Origin of the sequence: Curtobacterium sp. MCBA15_004 (assembly GCF_001865055.2) — a bacterium.
Lineage (GTDB): Bacteria > Actinomycetota > Actinomycetes > Actinomycetales > Microbacteriaceae > Curtobacterium.
In genome coordinates, this window is sequence record NZ_CP126266.1 from 1,224,722 (window position 1) to 1,244,232 (window position 19,511).

At 72.8% G+C, this 19,511-nt stretch carries 18 protein-coding genes; 10 read left to right on the forward strand and 8 right to left on the reverse strand.

What is annotated here, in order from left to right; translation table 11 throughout:
* Window positions 1-44: 44 nt before the first annotated feature.
* From QOL16_RS05775 to QOL16_RS05785, 3 genes are all read left to right on the forward strand, one after another.
* Window positions 45-1,301: an inorganic phosphate transporter gene (locus QOL16_RS05775; protein WP_065959785.1), complete on the forward strand. Its 1,257-nt coding sequence runs from the start codon at window positions 45-47 to the stop codon at window positions 1,299-1,301.
* A complete protein-coding gene (locus QOL16_RS05780; RefSeq protein ID WP_065959787.1) occupies window positions 1,301-1,597 on the forward strand; it encodes a hypothetical protein in 297 nt (98 codons plus the stop codon). The genes QOL16_RS05775 and QOL16_RS05780 overlap by 1 nt, the downstream gene beginning before the upstream one ends.
* Before the next feature lie 241 nt (window positions 1,598-1,838).
* Window positions 1,839-3,329 (forward strand): aspartate ammonia-lyase, encoded by a 1,491-nt coding sequence (locus QOL16_RS05785; protein ID WP_071245863.1) that lies wholly within the window; start codon window positions 1,839-1,841, stop codon window positions 3,327-3,329.
* A 20-nt stretch (window positions 3,330-3,349) separates the two neighbouring features.
* Here the strand turns inward: QOL16_RS05785 and QOL16_RS05790 are convergent, their stop codons facing one another.
* The gene (locus tag QOL16_RS05790; RefSeq protein ID WP_071285027.1) at window positions 3,350-4,444 is read right to left on the reverse strand and encodes a YihY/virulence factor BrkB family protein; all 1,095 of its coding nucleotides are present in this window, start codon (window positions 4,442-4,444) and stop codon (window positions 3,350-3,352) included.
* Window positions 4,445-4,593: 149 nt separating this feature from the next.
* Window positions 4,594-5,910 carry an MFS transporter gene (locus QOL16_RS05795; protein WP_083395102.1) on the reverse strand — a complete coding sequence of 439 codons (1,317 nt, stop codon included), beginning with the start codon at window positions 5,908-5,910 and terminating at the stop codon, window positions 4,594-4,596.
* Between the two features lie 170 nt (window positions 5,911-6,080).
* Here QOL16_RS05795 and QOL16_RS05800 point away from each other — a divergent pair, with 170 nt between their 5' ends.
* The 3 genes from QOL16_RS05800 (at window position 6,081) to QOL16_RS05810 (ending at window position 9,713) form a co-directional block, all read left to right on the forward strand.
* Window positions 6,081-6,452 (forward strand): FKBP-type peptidyl-prolyl cis-trans isomerase, encoded by a 372-nt coding sequence (locus QOL16_RS05800; protein WP_071285026.1) that lies wholly within the window; start codon window positions 6,081-6,083, stop codon window positions 6,450-6,452.
* Window positions 6,452-7,288, forward strand: a complete 837-nt coding sequence (locus QOL16_RS05805) for an aldo/keto reductase (protein ID WP_065959797.1) — start codon at window positions 6,452-6,454, stop codon at window positions 7,286-7,288. Before QOL16_RS05800 ends, QOL16_RS05805 begins: the two co-directional genes overlap by 1 nt.
* A gap of 178 nt (window positions 7,289-7,466) precedes the next feature.
* Window positions 7,467-9,713, forward strand: coding sequence for an AAA family ATPase (locus QOL16_RS05810; RefSeq protein ID WP_065959800.1), 2,247 nt, complete (start codon window positions 7,467-7,469; stop codon window positions 9,711-9,713).
* Between the two features lie 82 nt (window positions 9,714-9,795).
* On the opposite strand, the gene QOL16_RS05815 is transcribed toward QOL16_RS05810, so the two are convergent.
* The 3 genes from QOL16_RS05815 to QOL16_RS05825 all read right to left on the reverse strand — a co-directional run bounded on the left by QOL16_RS05815 (window position 9,796) and on the right by QOL16_RS05825 (window position 12,393).
* Entirely contained in the window at window positions 9,796-10,065 is a 270-nt protein-coding gene (locus QOL16_RS05815; protein ID WP_065959802.1) for a protealysin inhibitor emfourin, read from the reverse strand.
* Between the two features lie 9 nt (window positions 10,066-10,074).
* Complete coding sequence (locus QOL16_RS05820) at window positions 10,075-11,244, reverse strand: M4 family metallopeptidase (protein ID WP_083395100.1); 1,170 nt, start codon at window positions 11,242-11,244, stop codon at window positions 10,075-10,077.
* 66 nt (window positions 11,245-11,310) lie between these two features.
* Window positions 11,311-12,393 (reverse strand): glycoside hydrolase family 6 protein, encoded by a 1,083-nt coding sequence (locus tag QOL16_RS05825; RefSeq protein ID WP_071285025.1) that lies wholly within the window; start codon window positions 12,391-12,393, stop codon window positions 11,311-11,313.
* A 144-nt stretch (window positions 12,394-12,537) separates the two neighbouring features.
* Between QOL16_RS05825 and QOL16_RS05830 the strand changes: the two genes are divergently transcribed.
* The 3 genes from QOL16_RS05830 (at window position 12,538) to QOL16_RS05840 (ending at window position 14,219) form a co-directional block, all read left to right on the forward strand.
* Window positions 12,538-12,984, forward strand: a complete 447-nt coding sequence (locus QOL16_RS05830; protein ID WP_139266467.1) for a VanZ family protein — start codon at window positions 12,538-12,540, stop codon at window positions 12,982-12,984.
* Between the two features lie 121 nt (window positions 12,985-13,105).
* Complete coding sequence (gene rpsO, locus QOL16_RS05835; RefSeq protein ID WP_058742593.1) at window positions 13,106-13,375, forward strand: 30S ribosomal protein S15; 270 nt, start codon at window positions 13,106-13,108, stop codon at window positions 13,373-13,375.
* Between the two features lie 175 nt (window positions 13,376-13,550).
* Window positions 13,551-14,219, forward strand: a complete 669-nt coding sequence (locus tag QOL16_RS05840) for a CE1759 family FMN reductase (RefSeq protein ID WP_071245874.1) — start codon at window positions 13,551-13,553, stop codon at window positions 14,217-14,219.
* 37 nt (window positions 14,220-14,256) lie between these two features.
* On the opposite strand, the gene QOL16_RS05845 is transcribed toward QOL16_RS05840, so the two are convergent.
* The gene (locus QOL16_RS05845; protein ID WP_071285024.1) at window positions 14,257-15,453 is read right to left on the reverse strand and encodes a lytic transglycosylase domain-containing protein; all 1,197 of its coding nucleotides are present in this window, start codon (window positions 15,451-15,453) and stop codon (window positions 14,257-14,259) included.
* A gap of 289 nt (window positions 15,454-15,742) precedes the next feature.
* On the opposite strand from QOL16_RS05845, the gene QOL16_RS05850 reads away from it, so the two are divergent.
* Window positions 15,743-18,016 carry a polyribonucleotide nucleotidyltransferase gene (locus tag QOL16_RS05850; protein WP_065959809.1) on the forward strand — a complete coding sequence of 758 codons (2,274 nt, stop codon included), beginning with the start codon at window positions 15,743-15,745 and terminating at the stop codon, window positions 18,014-18,016.
* 82 nt (window positions 18,017-18,098) lie between these two features.
* On the opposite strand, the gene QOL16_RS05855 is transcribed toward QOL16_RS05850, so the two are convergent.
* Together QOL16_RS05855 and QOL16_RS05860 are read right to left on the reverse strand one after the other, a co-directional pair.
* Entirely contained in the window at window positions 18,099-18,626 is a 528-nt protein-coding gene (locus QOL16_RS05855; protein WP_065959811.1) for a YbhB/YbcL family Raf kinase inhibitor-like protein, read from the reverse strand.
* Window positions 18,627-18,726: 100 nt separating this feature from the next.
* Window positions 18,727-19,374, reverse strand: coding sequence for a TetR/AcrR family transcriptional regulator (locus QOL16_RS05860; RefSeq protein WP_175473118.1), 648 nt, complete (start codon window positions 19,372-19,374; stop codon window positions 18,727-18,729).
* Between the last annotated feature and the right edge of the window lie 137 nt (window positions 19,375-19,511).

The window sequence follows — 19,511 nt, forward strand, 5'->3', positions numbered from 1 at the left end:
ACAGGGTTTGTGCTCAGCGGGCAGGCCTGGGACACTCGTCCGCGGTGGACATCACACTCATAGTCGTCCTGGTCATCGCGTTGGCCCTCTTCTTCGACTTCACAAACGGTTTTCACGACACCGCCAACGCGATGGCGACACCGATCGCCACGGGCGCCATGAAGCCCAAGGTGGCGGTCACGGTCGCCGCGGTGCTCAACCTCATCGGTGCGTTCCTCAGCACCGCCGTGGCGACGTCGATCTCGCACGGACTCATCAACGAGGGGCCCGGTGGCGTCGCCATCACCCCCGAGATGATCTTCGCCGGGCTCATCGGCGCGGTGGTCTGGAACATGATCACGTGGCTGCGCGGCCTGCCGTCGTCGTCCTCGCACGCGCTGTTCGGCGGGCTCATCGGTGCCGCGATCGTCGGTGCCGGGTTCGGCTCGGTGAACTACGCCGCGCTGCTGACGGTCGTGATCATCCCGGCGTTCCTGTCGCCGGTCATCGCGGCGCTCGTCTCGCTGCTCGCGACCCGCATCGCCTACCGCGTCACCCGCCGTCCGGTGTTCCCGAACGAGCGCGGCGGCTTCCGGATCGGCCAGGTGTTCACGAGCTCGATGGTGTCGCTCGCGCACGGCACGAACGACGCGCAGAAGACCATGGGCGTCATCACGCTGACCCTGATCGCCTCCGGCTCGCAGTCGGCGGACTCGGGCGTCCAGTTCTGGGTGATCGTCGCCTGTGCGCTCGCGATCGCCCTCGGCACGTACACGGGCGGCTGGCGGATCATCCGCACGCTCGGCTCGGGCCTCACCGAGATCCGCGCGACGCAGGGCTTCGCGGCCGAGGCGTCGACCGCCGCGACGATCCTGGCGTCGAGCCACCTCGGCTTCGCCCTCTCCACCACGCAGGTCTCCTCGGGCTCGATCATCGGTGCCGGTCTCGGCCGTCGCGGGTCGAAGATCCAGTGGTCGACCGCGGGCAAGATCGTGATCGCCTGGTTCATCACGCTCCCCGCCGCCGCCGCGGTCGGTGCGATCGCCTCGGCCATCGCCCTGCTCGGCGTCCCCGGCCTGGTGATCGACGCGGTCGTGGGCGCGGCCGTGATCCTCGGCCTGTACCTCTGGTCGCTCCGCAAGCCGCACGACCAGGCCGCCGCGATCGAGGTCGACGTGGCCGCGAACGCCGTGTTCACCCGCAAGGAGCTCCGCGACATGCAGCGCAAGAAGCGTGCCGCCCGGGTCGCGGAGCGTCGCGCCGAACTCAGCCGCGAGCGCACGCTGCGCCGCATGGCCGGACGCAACGGAGGACGCCGCTGATGAGCATCGACTGGTTGGCCTTCCTCACCGTCGCCGTGGTCGCGGTCGTCTCCGCGTGCTTCGTCGTCCTCGTGTACTCGATCGGGCTGCGCCTGTGGAGCGAGGCCGACACCCGTGCGGGCAAGTACACCGTGAAGGACGACGGCACGATCGGCCCGGCAACGGCCGGCTTCCCGCAGCCGGGGGCGGTGCAGCCCGCCGTGCGCGCGTTCCGCGCGCTGTCGATCGCGTGCTTCGCGGTCACCGGCGCCGCCGTGCTGTACGGGATCTCCCTGATCGTCCCGCAGTTCCACTGATCCCGGAGTCCCGTACGCGCCGGTCGCGGGACGCGACCGCGTGACGGTCGGGAGGCCCGTGGCGACGCCGCCACGGGCCTCCCGACCGTCCGCTGGTCACCGGCCGGCGGCCGCCCGTCGGACCGTCACGTCCCGCGGTGCCGCGCGCCCGGTGCGGCCGCCCGCCCGTCGTTCGGTCCGACGCCACGCAGCGCCGTGCGCGCTGCCGGACCGGACCGACCGGACGGGCTAGCCTCGTGGGGTGACCGGCAACGAAGCAGCACGCACCCGCACCGAGACCGACTCCCTGGGATCCCTGGAGGTCCCCGTGGACGCCTACTGGGGGATCAACACCCTGCGGGCGCTCGAGAACTTCCCGATCACCTCGGTGCCGATCGCGGTCTACCCGGACCTGATCGTGGCGCTCGCGACGGTCAAGCAGGCCGCCGCCCGTGCGAACAAGGCGATCGGGGTGCTCGACGCCGAACGTGCCGACGCGATCGACCGTGCCGCGCAGGAGGTGCGCGACGGCGCGCTGCGGGAGCAGTTCGTCGTGGACGTCGTGCAGGGCGGTGCCGGGACGAGCACGAACATGAACACGAACGAGGTGCTCGCGAACCGCGCCCTCGAGCTGCTCGGCCGCGAGAAGGGCGACTACGGGTACCTCCACCCGATCGACCACGTCAACCGCAGCCAGTCGACCAACGACACGTACCCGACGAGCGTCAAGCTCGCGATGATCCTCGGCGTGCACCGGCTGACCGAGCAGCTCGAGCTGCTGTCGGAGGCCTTCGCCGAGCGGGGCCGCGCGTTCCAGGACGTCCTCAAGGTCGGCCGCACGCAGCTGCAGGACGCCGTCCCGATGACCCTCGGGCAGGAGTTCACCGGCTTCTCGCACACCATCCAGGAGGACGTCCTCCTGCTCCGCACGGTGACGCCGCTGCTCGCCGAGACGAACCTCGGCGCGACGGCCATCGGGACCGGCATCACCGCCGACCCGCTCTACCGCGACGAGGTCCGCCGGCAGCTCCAGGTCGCGAGCGGGCTCGACATCGTGACGGCGCCCGACCTCATCGAGGCGACGAGCGACGCGGGTGCGTTCATGACCCTGTCCGGCGCCGTCAAGCGCAGCGCCGCCAAGCTCTCGAAGATCTGCAACGACCTCCGGTTGCTCGCCTCCGGTCCGCAGGCCGGGCTCGGGGAGATCACGCTGCCGGCTCGCCAGGCCGGGTCGTCGATCATGCCCGGCAAGGTCAACCCGGTGATCCCCGAGGTGGTCAACCAGATCGCGTTCGCCGTCGCGGGTGCCGACACCACGGTGACGATGGCGGCCGAGGGCGGACAGCTGCAGCTCAACGCCTTCGAGCCGATCATCGCGCACTCGATCCTGCAGTCTCTGCAGTGGATGGCGAGCGGGTGCGCGACGCTCCGGGTGAACTGCGTCACCGGGATCGAGGCGAACGAGGCGAAGCTCGCCGCCCAGGTGGACACGAACGTGGGCGTCGTCACGGCACTGACGCCGTACATCGGGTACGCGGCGGCGGCGTCGATCGCGCACACGGCGCTGACGACCTCGACGCCGATCGCGACGCTCGTCACGGCCGCGGGGCTGATGGACGAGGACCAGGTGACCCGGGTGCTCTCCCCGGCACGGCTGTCCGGCATCGAGCTCGCGACCGGGGCGATCCCGGTCGTGACCGAGGAGATGCTCGACGCCGAGGCGGCACGGGTGGCGCGGGAGCGCGAGCAGTAGTCAGGGCTGACGCGGGCGCGTCAGGGCATCGGGGGTTCGCCGACGCGCACCTGCCGGGACAGCGCCCGCAGGTGCTCGGCCGTCGGGTCCGGCTCCTCATCGGTCGACTCGTCCGCCGCCGCCTGCTCGGCAGCCGCCAGCCGGACGTGGTGCGCGGTCGCGATGTCCTGGTCCCGCCACCGGGCCAGCACGAAGTTCCGCGTGACGTCGCGCAGCGGCAGCCGGATCGACTCGTCGGCCTCGATCCCGGCGAGCAGCTGCCGCATCCGGATCACCTCGGAGTCGAGCTCCCCGCCGACCACGAGCACGAAGTTCGAGATGTACAGGTAGACGAGCAGCAGGATCGCGCCGCCGAGCCACCCGTACGCCTTGTTGCTGCCGCCGATCGTCTCGACGTAGAGGGCGAAGCCGACCGTGGCGACGGCCCAGGTCCCGATCGCGAACGCGGCACCCGCCGAGACCCACCGTAGCTGCGGCGTCTTCACGTTCGGCGTCGCGTAGTACAGCACCGCCACCATCACGACGAGGTCCACCGCGAGGACGGGCCACTTCGCCACGTTCCAGAGGTCGTCGACCCAGGACGGCCAGCCCAGCTGCGTGATCACCGCGGCCGAGATCGTCGGGGTGACGAGCAGGATGACGATCGCGATCGCACCGCCGACCATCACGAGCAGGGTGACGAGGAGCATCATCGCGCGGAACTTCCAGATCCGCCGGCCCTCCTCGACCTCGTAGGCGGTGTTCATCGCGCGGCCGAACGCGGTCGCGTACCCGGACAGCGACCACAGCGTCAGCACCAGGCCGATCGTGAAGCCGGCCCACGGGTTGTCCAGGGAGAGCAGCTGGCGCAGCGGCCCCTCGAGGTGCTGCGCGGTCTCCGGCCGGACGATGAAGCCGAGCACCTGCACCACGTCGGTGAGGCTGTCGCCCTGCCGGTCGACGACCGACAGCGCGGACACCACGGCGAGGGCGCTCGGGAACACGGTGAGCAGGGCGAAGAACGTCAGCGAAGCTGCCGCGTCCACCACCCGGTGCCGGATGACGGAGTGGTAGGTGCGCCGGACGACCGCGCGGAGGCCGGTCCGCTGCAGGTCGCGCGAAGCGCTGTCGGGCATGCCGAGAACGGTACCCGACCCCGGGACGGACGGGAGGCGCGGTGCCGGGCCGCCACGCGCCTCCCGCTGCCGCGGTGCGGACCGGAGGCGCGGTGCCGGGCCGCCACGCGCCTCCCGGCTGCCGCGGTGCGGACCGGAGGCGCAGTGCGTCAGTTCGCGTGCGGGTGCAGCGCGTCGTAGCGGCGGAACGACGGCACCAGCCGGAGCAGCAGCGCGACGAGCCCGATGATGAGCACGCCGCCGATCACCGGTGGGTACGCGATCCCGGCGGCGACCACGAGCCCGGCGTACAGGTCACCGAGGCGCGGACCGCCGGTGACGACCACGATGAAGATGCCCTGGAGTCGGCCGCGCATGCCGTCCGGCGAGGCGGCCTGCAGGATCGTGTTCCGGAACACCGAGCTGACGTTGTCCGCGCCGCCCGCCATCGCGAGGAACAGTGCGGCGAGCCCGAGGCCGGGCAGGATCTCGACGCCGAACGCCTCGCCGGACCGGCCGCCGAGCGCGTGCGCGAGTGCGATGACCACGCCGAACGCCGCGATCGCCCCGCCGTACGCGGTGATCGCCCAGCCGACGGCCTCGCCCTGGCGGCGCACGTGCCCGAGCGGGCCGGAGAACACGCTCGACAGCAGGGCACCGATCGCGTACGCGGCGGTGAGCGTGCCGACCGTGATCGATCCGCCGCCGATGACGAGCGCGCCGATCGCGGGGAAGAGCACGCGCGGCTGGCCGAAGGTCATCGCGACGATGTCGAGCACGAAGGTCATCGTGATGTTGCGGGAGCGCCGGAGGAAGCGCGCACCCTCGACGAGCGAGCTCAGCCCGGGCTTCAGCGCGTCGCGGTCGGCCGCCATCCGCGGCAGCGTGAACACCCCGAGGAACGCGAACGTGAACAGGACGACGTCGATCGTGTACGTCGGCGCGAACCCGACGCTCGCGATGAGCACGCCCGCGATCGCCGGGCCCACCGTGACCTGGAACCCGGACGCGATGCCGCCGAGGGCGCTCGCCGCGGGGAGCAGGTCGGTGCCGACGAGCCGCGGCACGATGGCCGACCGGGAGGCGTTGCTCACGGTGGCGGCGACGGCGTTCACGGTCGCGAGCACGTAGAGGAGTGCGACGCTCTGCAGCCCGAGCCAGGCGTGCGTGGCGATGAGGGCCACCGCGGCCCAGGCGACGATCGAGGACACCAGGGCGACGAGCCGCCGGTCGAAGGCGTCGGCGAGCATGCCGCCGTACAGCCCCGCGACGATCATCGGGAGGAGTGCGATCACCCCGACGAGCGCCACCGCGAAGGTCGAGTGGGTGATCTCGTACACCTCGAGGCCGACCGCGACGGTGGTCATCTGCGTGCCGATCCCGGCGATCGCGGTGCCCGCCCAGAGCCGCGCGAACGCGGGGGAGCGGCGGAGCGGGGTGAGGTCGGCGAGCAGGCGGCGGCGGGGCGCGGTGTCAGGTGGTGTCACGGTGGAACCATTCTGGTGCCTGGCGCGTCCGTCCGCGCGTCCGCGCGTTCGCGCGTTCGCGCGTTCGCGCGTCCGCGCGTTCGCGCGTTCGCGCGTCCGCGCGTTCGCGGGGAGCGAGACCCTGCGCGGCCCGGGATCGCCCAGACTGACGACCTGGTTGACTGGCGCGCATGACTGACCTCAACAGCAAGCCCGAGTTCGACGCCCCCGTGGGTCCGGCCCCCACCGAGCTCGTGATCACCGACATCGTCGAGGGCGACGGCCCCGAGGCCTCCGCGGGTTCGACGGTCAAGGTGCACTACGCCGGCGTCGAGTACGAGACCGGCGAGGAGTTCGACAGCTCGTGGAACCGCGGCGAGCCGATCGACTTCCCGCTCGCGGCGCTCGTGCGCGGCTGGCAGGAGGGCATCCCCGGCATGAAGGTCGGCGGACGCCGCAAGCTCGTCGTCCCGCCGGAGCTCGCCTACGGCCCGGCCGGCGGCGGCCACTTCCTGTCCGGCAAGACCCTGATCTTCGTGATCGACCTGCTCGGGGTCCGCTGATGCGCGTCGGCGCCCCGACGATCGAGCTGAACGACGGCCACCGGTTCCCGGAGCTCGGGCTCGGCACGTACGGGCTGAACGGCGACGAGGGCGCCGCGGCGGTCGGCGCGGCGATCACGAGCGGCTACCGGCTGCTCGACACCGCGCTGAACTACGGCAACGAGGACGCCGTCGGTCGTGCCGTGCGGGAGTCCGAGGTGGACCGCGAGGACCTCGTCGTCACGTCGAAGCTGCCCGGCCGGCACCACGGCTACGACGAGGCGCACCGCTCGGTCGAGGAGACCCTGGGCAACCTCGGCCTCGACCGCGTGGACCTGTACCTCATCCACTGGCCGAACCCGTCCGTGGACCGGTTCGTCGACACGTGGAAGGCGCTCGTCGACCTGCGTGACAGCGGCACCGTCCGCTCGATCGGCGTCTCGAACTTCACGCCGGCGCACCTGGAGCGGATCATCGACGCCACCGGTGTCGCGCCGGCGGTGAACCAGGTCGAGCTGCACCCGTACTTCCCGCAGGCCGAGCTCCGCAAGGTGCACGCGCAGTACGGGATCGTGACCGAGAGCTGGAGCCCGCTCGCGAAGCAGTCCCAGCTGCTCACCGAACAGCCCGTGCTGGACGCGGCGTCCGCGCACGGGGTCACCCCCGGCCAGGTCGTGCTGCGCTGGCACGTGCAGCTCGGCGCGGTGCCGGTGCCGAAGTCGGGCGACCCGGACCGCCAGCGCGAGAACCTCGACGTGTTCGGCTTCGCGCTCACCGACGACGAGGTGCACGCGATCTCCGCGCTCGAGCGCGGCCGCCTGTGGGACGGCGACCCGGACACCCACGAGGAGATGTAGGGGCTGACGCCCCGACGGTCGGTGCGTCCCGCACCGACCCGCTGCGGACGGGAGGCGCGGTGCCAGCAGGCACCGCGCCTCCCGTCCGTCCGCGGTTGCGTCCCGAGCCCGCACCTGCGTCCTGGGTGTCGGTGCGCCGGGACTACACTGGACACCCCTGTTTCCCGAAGGGTGGCGTGTGTCCGAACCGACCGAGACCGACCGCGAGCGCGGCTACGTGGACGGGCTCTTCGCCCGTCTCGACGACCTGACGGCCGAGGCCGAGCAGCGACTCGCCGAGACCCGCCGCCAGGCGGTCGGCGGCAACCACCAGAGCCGCAGCGAACGCGACGCGTACGCCCGCCTGTACGAGGACACCATCGCGACGCTCGAGCGCGTCGGCGACCGGCTGGTGTTCGGTCGGCTCGAGGTGTCCGAGCCCGCCGACGACGAGGACGCCTTCCGCTACATCGGCCGCGTCGGCCTCCGCGACGACGAGCACCGGCCGCTCCTGCTCGACTGGCGCGTGCCCGGGGCGAGCGCGTTCTACCAGGCCACCGCGGCCCACCCGATGGGGATGCGGGCGCGGCGGCACCTGACGCTCGAGGGCCGCCGGGTGGTCGGCGTCGAGGACGAGGTGTTCGACGCGACGCTCTACGACGACGAGCGCACCCACCTGCAGGGCGAGGGGGCGCTCCTCGCGGCCGTGACCGCCGAGCGCACCGGCCGGATGACCGACATCGTCGCGACGATCCAGGGCGAGCAGGACCGTGTGATCCGCTCCCCGCTCGAGGGCGTCCTCATCGTGCAGGGCGGCCCCGGCACCGGCAAGACCGCGGTCGCGCTGCACCGTGCGGCCTACCTGCTCTACACGCACCGTGACCGGCTCCGCGGGTCCGGCGTGCTCATGGTCGGGCCGTCCTCGGCGTTCCTGACCTACATCGAGCAGGTGCTGCCGTCGCTCGGCGAGACCGGCGTCGTGATGGCCTCGCTCGGCTCGCTGTACCCGGGCGTCCACGCCACCGTGCACGACTCCCGGGACGTCGCCGCCGTGAAGGGCTCCGGGCAGATGGCCGCCCTGCTCCGCCGTGCGGTGCGCTCGCGGCAGGTCGTGCCCACCGAGTCGGTCGTGCTCGACGTCGAGGGCGAGCGCCTGGCCGTCCCCGCGCAGCTCGTCGCCGACGCGGTGAAGCGGGCGCAGGACCGGGGCAAGCCGCACAACGTCGCGCGCGTGACCTTCAACAAGATCGCCCTCGACGCCATGACACGGCTGCTGGCCGACCAGCTGCGGGAGCGCGGCACGACGGTCGACGAGGCCGACGAGAAGGTCCTGCGCGAGGACATCCGCAGCTCGTACGACGCCCGGGTGCTGCTCAACACCGCGTGGCTGCCGCTGCCGCCCGAGAAGTTCCTCGAGGACCTCTACGCCCGGCCGAACTGGCTCGCCTCGCTGACCCCGGACTGGACGCCCGAGCGGCGTGCGCTCCTCGCCCGTCCGCGCGGCGCCGGCTTCACGGTCGAGGACGTCCCGCTCCTGGACGAGGCGGCCGAGCTCCTCGGTCCGTTCGACCCGACCGGCGGCGCGGCCAAGCGGCAGGCCAAGGCGAGCCGGGACCGCGACGTCGAGAACGCCCGCCAGGCCATCGAGAACATGGGCGTCGAGGGGATCGTCACCGCCGAGCAGGTCGCCGGGTCCTTCGCCGAGGGCGGGGACGGCCGGACCACGGCCGAGCGCGCTGCGGCCGACCGTGAGTGGACGTACGGGCACATCGTCGTCGACGAGGCCCAGGAGCTCTCGCCGATGCAGTGGCGTGTGCTCGCCCGGCGCAACCCGCTCCGGTCGTTCACGATCGTCGGGGACATGGCGCAGGGTTCCTCGCCGGGTGCCGCGCGGACCTGGGACGACGTGGTCGGTGCCCTCGCCCGCCGGCGTCGCGGTCGCGCACCGCTCGTGCCGATCGACCACCGCATCGCCGAGCTCACGGTGAACTACCGCACCCCGCGCTCGATCGTGCAGGCCGCCGGGGAGTACGCCGACGCCGCCGGGCTCACCGTGACGCGCAACGAGGCCGTGCGCGACGGCGACCCGGTCGACCGCGTGACCGTGCGTCGTGCCGACCTGCTCGACACCGTGGCCGACCACGTCGCCGCCGAGCGGGAGCGCATCGGGTCGGGCACGATCGGCGTCATCACCCCGGAGGTGCTCGTCACCGCGGTGCGGGAGCGGCTCGCGGCGACGCAGGCCGACGTCCGCGGGCTCGGGTCACCGCGTCCGGGGTCGGTCACGGTGCTCACCGGTGCCGACGCGAAGGGGTTGGAGTTCGACGGGGTCCTGCTGGTGGACCCGGAGCGGGTCGGTGCCGACGCGGCACGTCCGGCGGCGGCGGTCTACGTCGCGATGACGCGACCGACCCGCCGGTTGGTCGTCGTCGACGTCGAGGACTGACGCGGCGGGCGGTGCGCCGGCCGGACCTGCCCGCCACCGCCCCGCCGTCGTCGACGTCGTGGACGGCCGCTGCGTGCGGCCATCAGTCCGGGTCGCCCTGGTCGCGCACCCGCGCGACCAGGGTCGCCCACGGCCCGTCGAGCTGACTGCCCGGGATCGTGACCGTGGTCCGCGCGACCGTGACGGTCCACGTGAAGTCGTCGGGCGGTGTCCGGTGGCGGACGGGGGCCTCGCGCGGCAGGGCACCGACCAACTCGTGCCAGGTCTCCGGGTCGTCGCACGTGTCGGTGTCGATCCGCCAGCCCCGCGAGGTGCCGGCGAACCCACCCGAGCGGCGGACGACGATCTGCATGGCCGGAGGCTACGCCCCGTGGCGCGGGCCGTCCCCGCTGCCGTCCCCGCTGCCGTCCGTGACGGCGTCGCCGTCCGTGCCCACGTCACCGTCCGTGTCCGTGACGCCGTCCGTGGTGCCGGCTGCCGTCGCCCCGAGCACCCCGACCGTCCGCCAGGCGTCGGCGACCGCGGTGGCCTCGGCCGAGCCCCGGCCGAACCGTCGGGCCGCCGCGTCGACCGTGACCCGCGCGAAGCCCGCGAAGTCGATCGACTCCGTGGTCGCGTCGGAGGTCAGGGCGTCCCACCACACGGCACCGGCGCCCTCCCACGCGTTCCCGCCGATGGCCGTGGCCGCCAGGAAGAAGGCGTGGTTCGGGATGCCGGAGTTCAGGTGCACCCCGCCCGAGTCCTCGGTGGTCTGCACGTACCCGGCCATCGTGGAGGGCTGCGGGTCCTTGCCGAGGACCGGGTCGTCGTAGGCGGTCCCCGGCGCACGCATCGACCGCAGCGCGACGCCGTGCACCGCGTCCGTGAAGAGGCCCTCGCCGATGAGCCACGTCGCCTGCTCGGCGGTCTGGCCCGCGGCGTACTGCGCGACGAGCGAGCCGAAGACGTCGCTCACCGACTCGTTCAGCGCACCCGACTGCCCCTCGTACGTCAGGTCGGCGGTGTACTGCGTGACCCCGTGCGCGAGTTCGTGGCCGATCACGTCGAGCGCGACCGTGAAGCGGCGGAACACCTCGTCGTCCCCGTCGCCGAACACCATCCGCTGCCCGTCCCAGTAGGCATTGTCGTAGTCCTGGCCGTAGTGGACCGTCGCGTCGAGGGGGAGTCCGGCGCCGTCGATCGACACGCGGCCGAACACCTCGAGCCAGAACGCGTGCGTCGCGCCGAGGCCCGCGTACGCCTCGTCGACCGCGGCGTCGCCGGTGGCGGGCTCGCCCTCGCGCCGGACGACGGTGCCGGGGAGCGTGGTCGTGCCTGCGGCGTCGGCGATCGTGCGCTGCGGTGACCGGTCGGGCGTCGCGGCGAGCTGTCGCGGTCGGACGCGGTGCTCGTGCTTGGGCGCGCTGACCGCGGACATCTCGGCGAGGGCGGTGCGGGCGGCCGCGGCGGCACGGGGGTGTTCGGCCGCCCGGGCCACGGCCTGCAGCAGGTAGGGCGGGACGACGGAACGGAACCGGTCGTGTGCGGTCATGGCGTCATGCAACCACCGACCGCCGACGGTCGCGTGGCCCGTGCGGGGAACGGCGGGCGGCGCGGCTCAGTCCTGGCGGCGGTTCGCCACCAGGTCGAGCGCGTAGGACTCCCACCACTGCCCGGCCGCCGGGCCGCCGTTGCAGGTGCCGTCGCTCAGCCCCGGGGTCTTCACCCACAGCAGCGCGTCGAGCCGGGTCGTGCCCCGGGTCACGTGCGGCGGCTGCCCGAGCCCCGCGCCCTCGGGGTTGCACCACGTGCCGCGCCAGCCCTGTCCGTTGCGGGAGACATCGACGACGAAGTGCGGGTCGCCGCCGATCGCGTCGGCCAGCCGGTCGGCGTAGGCGCGCTCCTGGTCGACGCGGTAGAAGTTCGACACGTTCGTCGCGAAGCCCTGCACCCGGTCGACCCCGGCCTGTCGCAGCCAGCGGGCCATCGTCGCCACGGGGACCCGGTCCTCGTTGCCGCCGTCGAGGTACACCGTCAGGCCCCGCCCGGTCAGCTCGTCGACGGCCTGGCGCAGCAGGTGCAGTCGGTCGGCGCCGAGCCGCTCGCACACGTGGATCTGCGCGATCGAGTCCGGCTCGACCAGGACCACGGCGTGCGAACCGGCCATCGCCCGCACCGCCGACCGGACCCACGGCAGGTAGTCGCGCTCGGCCGTCCCGCCCTTCGAGAAGCTCCCGCAGTCCCGGTCGGGGATCGCGTACAGGACGAACACCGGGGTGCGGCCCTGCTGCCGGGCGTCCCGGACGACCCGGCGCACGACCTGGCGCGTCGCGGTCTCGTCGGGGTCGGTGAGCCAGGTCGCGACGGGCTGGTCGGCGATCACCGCGAGCCGCCCGGCGGTGCTCGTGTCGCCGGCGGCGCGGGCGTCGGCCTCGCGCCGGCCTGCCTGGTTGTCCTGCACGGGCTGCTGTGCGAGCCCACCCGGGAAGGCGGCCGCCGCGGTGCGCCGCGCGGTGATCGTGCGGTCGTCGTGGTGGTCGGGCGGTCGGACCAGCACGACGGCGGTGACGACCGCGACGACGAGGAGCGCGACGGCGCCGATCCACGCCCACTGTCGGCGCCCGCTGTCCCGACGGGCACCGCGCGTGCGCCCGCCCGGACGTCCGGTGTCGCCCCGGCCGTGGTCCCCTTGCTGCGGCATGCGTCCATGCTGGCAGGTCGAGCGCCGGGGGACCACTGCACGACGTCGGGTCACAGGCTCGGCGGTCGGTCCGTTCAGGGTCGCCGGGCGTCCGCACAGCCCGGACGCCGGGTCCTGCCAGGCGTGCACCCCGATACTTGCCGGATGTTCCGGAAGGCCCTGCTCCTCGCCACCACCGTCGGCTACGGCTGGGTGATCTGGCGGATGACGCTGACCCCGCGGGTCTTCTCGCACGCCCAGGACGCGCTGGTCCTCCGGGCGATCGCCTGGGTGCAGCAGCTGCCGCACGGCACGTGGTTCACCTACGACCGGGTCGAGTTCCTCGCGAACATCGCGATGTTCGTCCCCGTCGGCGTGCTCGCGGCCCTCTGGCTGCCGCGGCGCTGGTGGGTCCTCGGCGCCGTCGTCGCGGTCGGCCTGTCGACCGGCATCGAGCTGGCGCAGGCCGCCTTCCTGCCGTTCCGCGTCGCCGACCCCCGCGACGTGCTGTCGAACGGTCTCGGCGGACTGCTCGGGGCGACGCTCGTCGGCCTCGTCCGGAGCCTGCTGCCGGCGCCGCGCCGCCGCCGGCTCCGCGTCCGCACGGTGTGACCGGCGGCGTCGGCGTGCCCGATCTCTGGTAGTCTCGTCCGGTTGCCGTCGAACGGCCGCGGACAAAGAGCGCTCGTGCATCAGGCACGGGCACCGCGCAACGGACAGAGAGGGGATCACCATGGCACTTGACGCGAAGGTCAAGCAGGAGATCATCGAAGAGTACGCGACCCACCCGGGCGACACCGGATCCCCCGAGGTCCAGGTCGCCGTTCTGACGCGTCGCATCAACGACCTGAACGAGCACCTCAAGGAGCACAAGCACGACCACCACTCGCGTCGTGGTCTGCTGCTCATGGTCGGTCAGCGTCGCCGTCTCCTCGGGTACCTCTCCGACGTCGACATCAGCCGCTACCGTGCGCTCATCGAGCGCCTCGGCCTGCGCCGCTAGTCGTCTCGCAGACACTGCTCGACCGGACGCCCCGGTCCTCCTCGTGAGGACCGGGGCGTTCCTCGTTCCCACCCGGCGCGGACGGAGGTGCTCCTCGTCCGCACCGGGAATGGTTGCGTCCGCCTCCCGGTTCGGTAGGATGTTCATGCAAACGCATCGAAAGACAGGACGCACCATGACCACCATCGCCGTCGTCTCCGCCGGGCTCTCCGAGCCCAGCTCCACGCGCCTGCTCGCCGACCGCCTCGCCGAGGCCACGGTCGCCGCCGTCGCGGCCGACCAGGCATCGGCCGGCCCGACGACGGCCGACCGGACGACGGGTGACGGCCGGGGAGGCGCGGTGCAGGTCCGCCACGTCGAGCTGCGTCCGATCGCGCACGAGATCGTCGACGCGATGCTCACCGGGTTCGCCGCGCCCGCGCTCGCCGCCGCGCAGGCGACCGTCCTCGAGGCCGACGCGGTCGTGTTCGTCACGCCGGTCTTCACGGCCGGGGTGAGCGGCCTGGCGAAGAGCTTCCTCGACGTGCTCGACAAGGACGCGCTCGTCGACGTGCCCGTGCTCCTGGCGGCCACGGGCGGGACCGCGCGGCACTCGCTCGCGATCGACCACGCGCTGCGGCCGGTCTTCGCCTACCTCCGTGCGGCGGTCGTCCCGACGGGCGTCTTCGCCGCGACCGACGACTGGGGGAGCGCCGCCGACTCGGCCGCGCTCGACGCGCGCATCCGCCGGGCCGGGGTCGACCTGGCCTGGGCGATCCGCGCCTCCCGGCGGACGCCGCAGCGGGCCGACGCCCTCCCGGAGACGGTCGACTTCGCGTCCCTGCTCGGCGGCCTCGGCCACTGAGCCGAGGGGCCGGCCGACCGACGGTCCGGTGGGCCCGTCAGTACCAGTGCGGGTTGACGCTCATCTCGTGGTGCCACGCGCCGCACGGCGACCCGTAGGCGTCCCGGATGTACGCCAGGCCCCAGTCGACCTGCGTCGCCGCGTTCGTGCGCCAGTCGGCCCCGGCCACCGACATCTTGTTCGCGGGGAGTGCCTGCGGGATGCCGTAGGCCCCGCTCGACGCGTTGAGGGCGTTCGCGCGCCACCCGGACTCCTGCGTCCACAGCGACACGAGGCACGAGTACTGATCGGAACCCCAGCCGTAGCTGCCGAGCCGGCTCTGCGCGTACGCCTTGGCGCCCGCCGGGTCGACCGCGACGCCGTCGGTGCTCGGGTAGGCGTTCCCGCCGCCCGACGACGCCGACGATCCCGACGACCCCGCCGCCTGTCGTGCCTGCTCCGCCAGGGCTGCCGCCTGCGCGGCGCGGGCCTGTGCGGCGGCCTGTGCCGCGACCGCCTGGCCGACGGCGTACTGCTGCTCGGTCGCCGCGGTCGTGTCCTTGAGCGCCGCGAGCTGTGCGTACAGCTCGTCGCTGTGCTGCTGCGTGCTGTCGACCGCCTGCTGCGCGGCGTCCGACGCGGACGCCGCGGCGTCGGACTTCTGCTCCGCCGCCGCGGCCAGCGCGGTCCGCTCGTCCTCGGCGCGGAGGGCCTGCTCGTGCAGGGACGACGCCGTGTGCGCCGCGACGGACGCGTCGTCGAGGACGTCGGTCCAGGTGCCGGTGAGCTGGTCGAGTGCGCCGAGCTGGTAGAGCAGCTCGTCCGGGTCGTGGGCGCTCGCGATGCGGCTGGTCATCGCCCCCTGGTTGCCGTCCCGGTACAGGCTCGCCGCCAGCTGGCCGGCGCGGGTCTTCGCCCGGTCGGCCGTCTGCTGCGCCTCCGTCGCCTGGGCCTGGAGGCTCGTGGCGGTCTGGGTGGCCACGGTCAGGTCCGCCTCGGCGCGGTCGGCGGCCGCGGACGCGTCGAGCGCGGCCTGCGACTTGGTCGCGGCGTCGGCCTGTGCCGCGTGCAGGGCGTCCTGGATCGTGGCGACCTCGGCCTGCTTCGCCTGCTCGTTGCCCTTCGCGGCCTCGACGTCCTGCCACGACGGGTAGGTGGTGGCGCTGGCGGGGACGGCGGTGACGACCGGGGCGACGAGCGCGCCGGCGACCAGGGCCACCGCGACGAGCACCGCCCGCGAGGGAGAGGAGCGCATGGCGGCAGGTTACCGGGGACACGCCCGTTCGCCACGAGCCTCGCCGTCCGGCGCCCGAGGGCTGGTAAAGTCCTCATCGTCCGGGGACCGATCCCCGGACGTCACACACGCTGTGACACCACAACATCGCGCAGACCGGGCACGGAGCTGGTCATCGGTGGTGGTTCGCGGGCCGTCCGGAGTCCCGAGTGCTTCTACTGCTGGCCAGACATGCGCCCCGACACATCGGCGCGCACGCACCACGAGTGCCGTCGCCCAGGTCTGCCGAACACGTCAAGGAGGCACCCTTTTGGAGGGTCCCGAGATCAAGTTCGCCGAGGCTGTCATCGACAACGGCCGCTTCGGCACGCGCACCGTCCGGTTCGAGACCGGTCGGCTCGCACAGCAGGCCCAGGGCGCGGTCGCCGCGTACCTCGACGAGGAGACCATGCTCCTCTCGGCCACCAGCGCCGGCAAGCACCCGCGTGAGGGCTTCGACTTCTTCCCGCTGACGGTGGACGTCGAGGAGCGCTCGTACGCCGCCGGCAAGATCCCCGGTTCGTTCTTCCGTCGCGAGGGCCGCCCCTCGACCGAGGCGATCCTGGTCTGCCGTCTCATCGACCGGCCGCTGCGCCCGTCGTTCGTCGACGGTCTCCGCAACGAGGTCCAGATCGTCATCACCGTCCTGAGCATCGCGCCGGACGAGTTCTACGACGCGCTCGCGATCAACGCCGCGTCGGCGTCGACGCAGATCTCCGGTCTGCCGTTCTCCGGCCCGATCGCCGGTGTGCGCCTCGCGCTCATCGACGGCCAGTGGGTCGCGTTCCCGAAGGCGTCGCAGCTCGCCGAGGCCGTCTTCGACCTCACCGTCGCGGGCCGTGTCGTCACGGACGAGGCCGGCAACGAGGACGTCGCGATCATGATGGTCGAGGCCGAGGCCACCGAGCACAGCTGGGACCTCATCCAGGCCGGCGCGACCAAGCCCGACGAGGCCGTCGTCGCGCAGGGCCTCGAGGCGGCCAAGCCGTTCCTCAAGGTCCTCGTCGAGGCGCAGGCGAAGATGGCCGCGCAGTCGGCCAAGGAGATCCAGGACTACCCGGTCTTCCCGCCCTACGCCCCCGAGGTCTACGACGCCGTCGAGGCGATCGCCCTCGACGAGCTCAAGGACGTCTACCAGATCGCCGGCAAGATCGAGCGTCAGGACAAGGACGACGCCCTCAAGGCCCGCGTCAAGGAGGCCATCGCCGCCAAGGTGACGGCCGGCGAGCTCCCCGAGAGCGCCAACGGCCAGGTCAGCGGCGCCTACAAGTCGGTCACGAAGAAGGTCGTCCGCGGCCGCATCCTGACCGAGCAGGTCCGCATGGACGGTCGCGGCCTCGCCGACATCCGTCCGCTCGACGCCGAGGTCGCCGTGATCCCGCGCGTCCACGGTTCGGCGGTGTTCCAGCGCGGCGAGACGCAGATCCTCGGCGTCACCACGCTGAACATGCTCAAGATGGAGCAGCAGATCGACTCGCTGTCGCCCGTCACGAAGAAGCGTTACCTGCACCACTACAACTTCCCGCCGTACTCGACCGGTGAGACCGGTCGCGTGGGGTCGCCGAAGCGTCGCGAGATCGGGCACGGCTTCCTCGCCGAGCGCGCCCTCGTGCCGGTGCTGCCGTCGCGTGACGAGTTCCCCTACGCCATCCGCCAGGTGTCCGAGGCGCTGAGCTCCAACGGCTCGACGTCGATGGGCTCGGTCTGCGCGTCGACCCTGTCGCTCCTCAACGCCGGTGTGCCGCTCAAGGCCCCGGTCGCGGGCATCGCGATGGGCCTCGTGTCCGACACCGTCGACGGTCAGACCCGCTACGCGGCGCTGACCGACATCCTCGGTGCCGAGGACGCACTGGGCGACATGGACTTCAAGGTCGCCGGCACGGCGGACTTCGTCACGGCGATCCAGCTCGACACGAAGCTCGACGGCATCCCGTCGTCGGTCCTCGACGCCGCGCTCAAGCAGGCGAAGGAGGCCCGCTCGGCCATCCTCGGTGTCCTCAACGAGGCCATCGACGGACCGGACGAGATGGCCGACACCGCCCCGCGTGTGATCTCGGTGCAGATCCCCGTCGACAAGATCGGCGAGCTGATCGGCCCGAAGGGCAAGACGATCAACGGGATCCAGGACGAGACCGGCGCCGACATCTCCATCGAGGACGACGGCACCGTCTACATCGGCGCCGTCGACGGCCCGTCGGCCGAGGCCGCCCGTGCCCAGGTCAACGCGATCGCGAACCCGACGAACCCGGAGATCGGGGACCAGTTCCTCGGCACGGTCGTCAAGATCGCGACCTTCGGTGCCTTCGTGTCGCTGCTGCCGGGCCGCGACGGTCTGCTCCACGTCTCCGAGGTGCGCAAGCTCGCCGGTGGCAAGCGTGTGGAGAACGTCGAGGACGTCCTCGGCGTCGGCCAGAAGATCCTGGTCGAGGTCACCAAGGTGGACGACCGCGGCAAGCTCTCGCTCGCGCCGGTCGTCGCCGACGAGGTGGACACCGAAGGCCGCGAGGGTCACGAGAAGCACGCCGAGGCTCCGGCCGAGGGCTGAACCCCAGCGCGCTGACACACGGACGGCCGCCACTCCCCGCCGGGAGTGGCGGCCGTCCGTCGTTCGTGGTCCGGTCCCGCCGTCAGGAGGCGGGGGTCTCCTGCGTGCCGGTGAGCTGCGCGCGCCCGAGCAGGTGCTCGCGCAGCAGGAACCCGACGACCGCGGGCGTGGCGTCGGCGGGTGCCTCGAGGACGGGGACGTCGAGCGCGCTCACCGTGAAGACGTAGCGGTGCGGTCCGTGTCCGGCGGGCGGGGCGGCGCCGAGGAAGGTGTCGGTGCCGTACTCGTTGCGGCGACGCAGTGCCTCGGCGGGCAGCAGCGCGTCGTCCGTGCCGGCGCCGCGCTCGAGCGACGTGGTCGACGCGGGGAGGTCGGTCAGGCTCCAGTGCCAGAAGCCGGAGCCGGTCGGGGCGTCGGGGTCGTACACCGTGAGCACGTAGCTCTGCGTGCCCTCGGGTGCCCCGGACCACTCGAGTGCGGGGGAGCGGTCCTCGCCACCGGCGTCGCCGCCGCGTGCCCAGTCGGGCAGGACGCCGCCGTCGGCGAAGTCGGGACTCGTCAGGGTGAACGTGGGGACCTCGGGGAGGTTCCAGTTGGGGTCGTTGGCCATGGGACCAGCCAACACCCGCGCCCTGTCCCGGGGACGGGACGGACGGGAGGCCCGTGGCGGGCCCGCCACGCGCCTCCCGTCCGGGACGTGGACCGGTCGGTCAGGCCGCGATGACGCGGTCGACCACGCGACCGAGCGCCGCCGTCGCGGCGATCGCGTCGCCCGCGTAGGCGCCGGACATCGCCCCGTCGCGCGCGAGCATGAGCTCGTCGGCGCCGTCGCCCGGCAGCGGGTGGCCGGCGCGCTGCAGCAGGGCGAACAGTTCCTCCGTGTACCAGTCACGGTGGCTGGCGACGACCTCGCGCACGGGGTGCCGGGGGTCGTGGTACTCCGCGGCGGCGTTGAGGAACGCGCACCCGCGGAACTCGGCCCGGCTCACCTCGCCGGAGACGGCGGCGACCCAGGCGCGGACGGCCTCGGTGGGGGTCTCGGCGTCGGCGACGAGCTGTTCGAAGCCGGCGCGGACGCGCTCGTGCTGGGCGTGCACGTAGGCGAGGATCAGGTTGTCCTTCGAGCCGTAGTGCTTGTAGAAGGTGGCCTTCGTGACGCTCGCGGCCGAGATGAGCCGGTCGACGCCGACGCACTGGATGCCCTCCTCGTAGAAGAGCCGCGACGCGGTCTCGAGGATGCGGACCTTCGCGCCGCCGGAGCGGGGAGTCGGGGGGACGCTCGACCCGTCCGGCGACGCGAGGTTCGTGCTCGGGCCGGGGAGACGCTGGACGGCCGGTTGGGGGGAATCGACCGTCACAGCGTTGCTCCTCGGACTCATCGGCTCCGCGGGGGAGTGGGGGGACTCCGCCGCGCAGGACTGATGTCCCGAGCCACCGGGTCGGAATCTAGGGGGGCTTCCGACCCGATGAGAAGAACTGTACCACAGTGAGGACA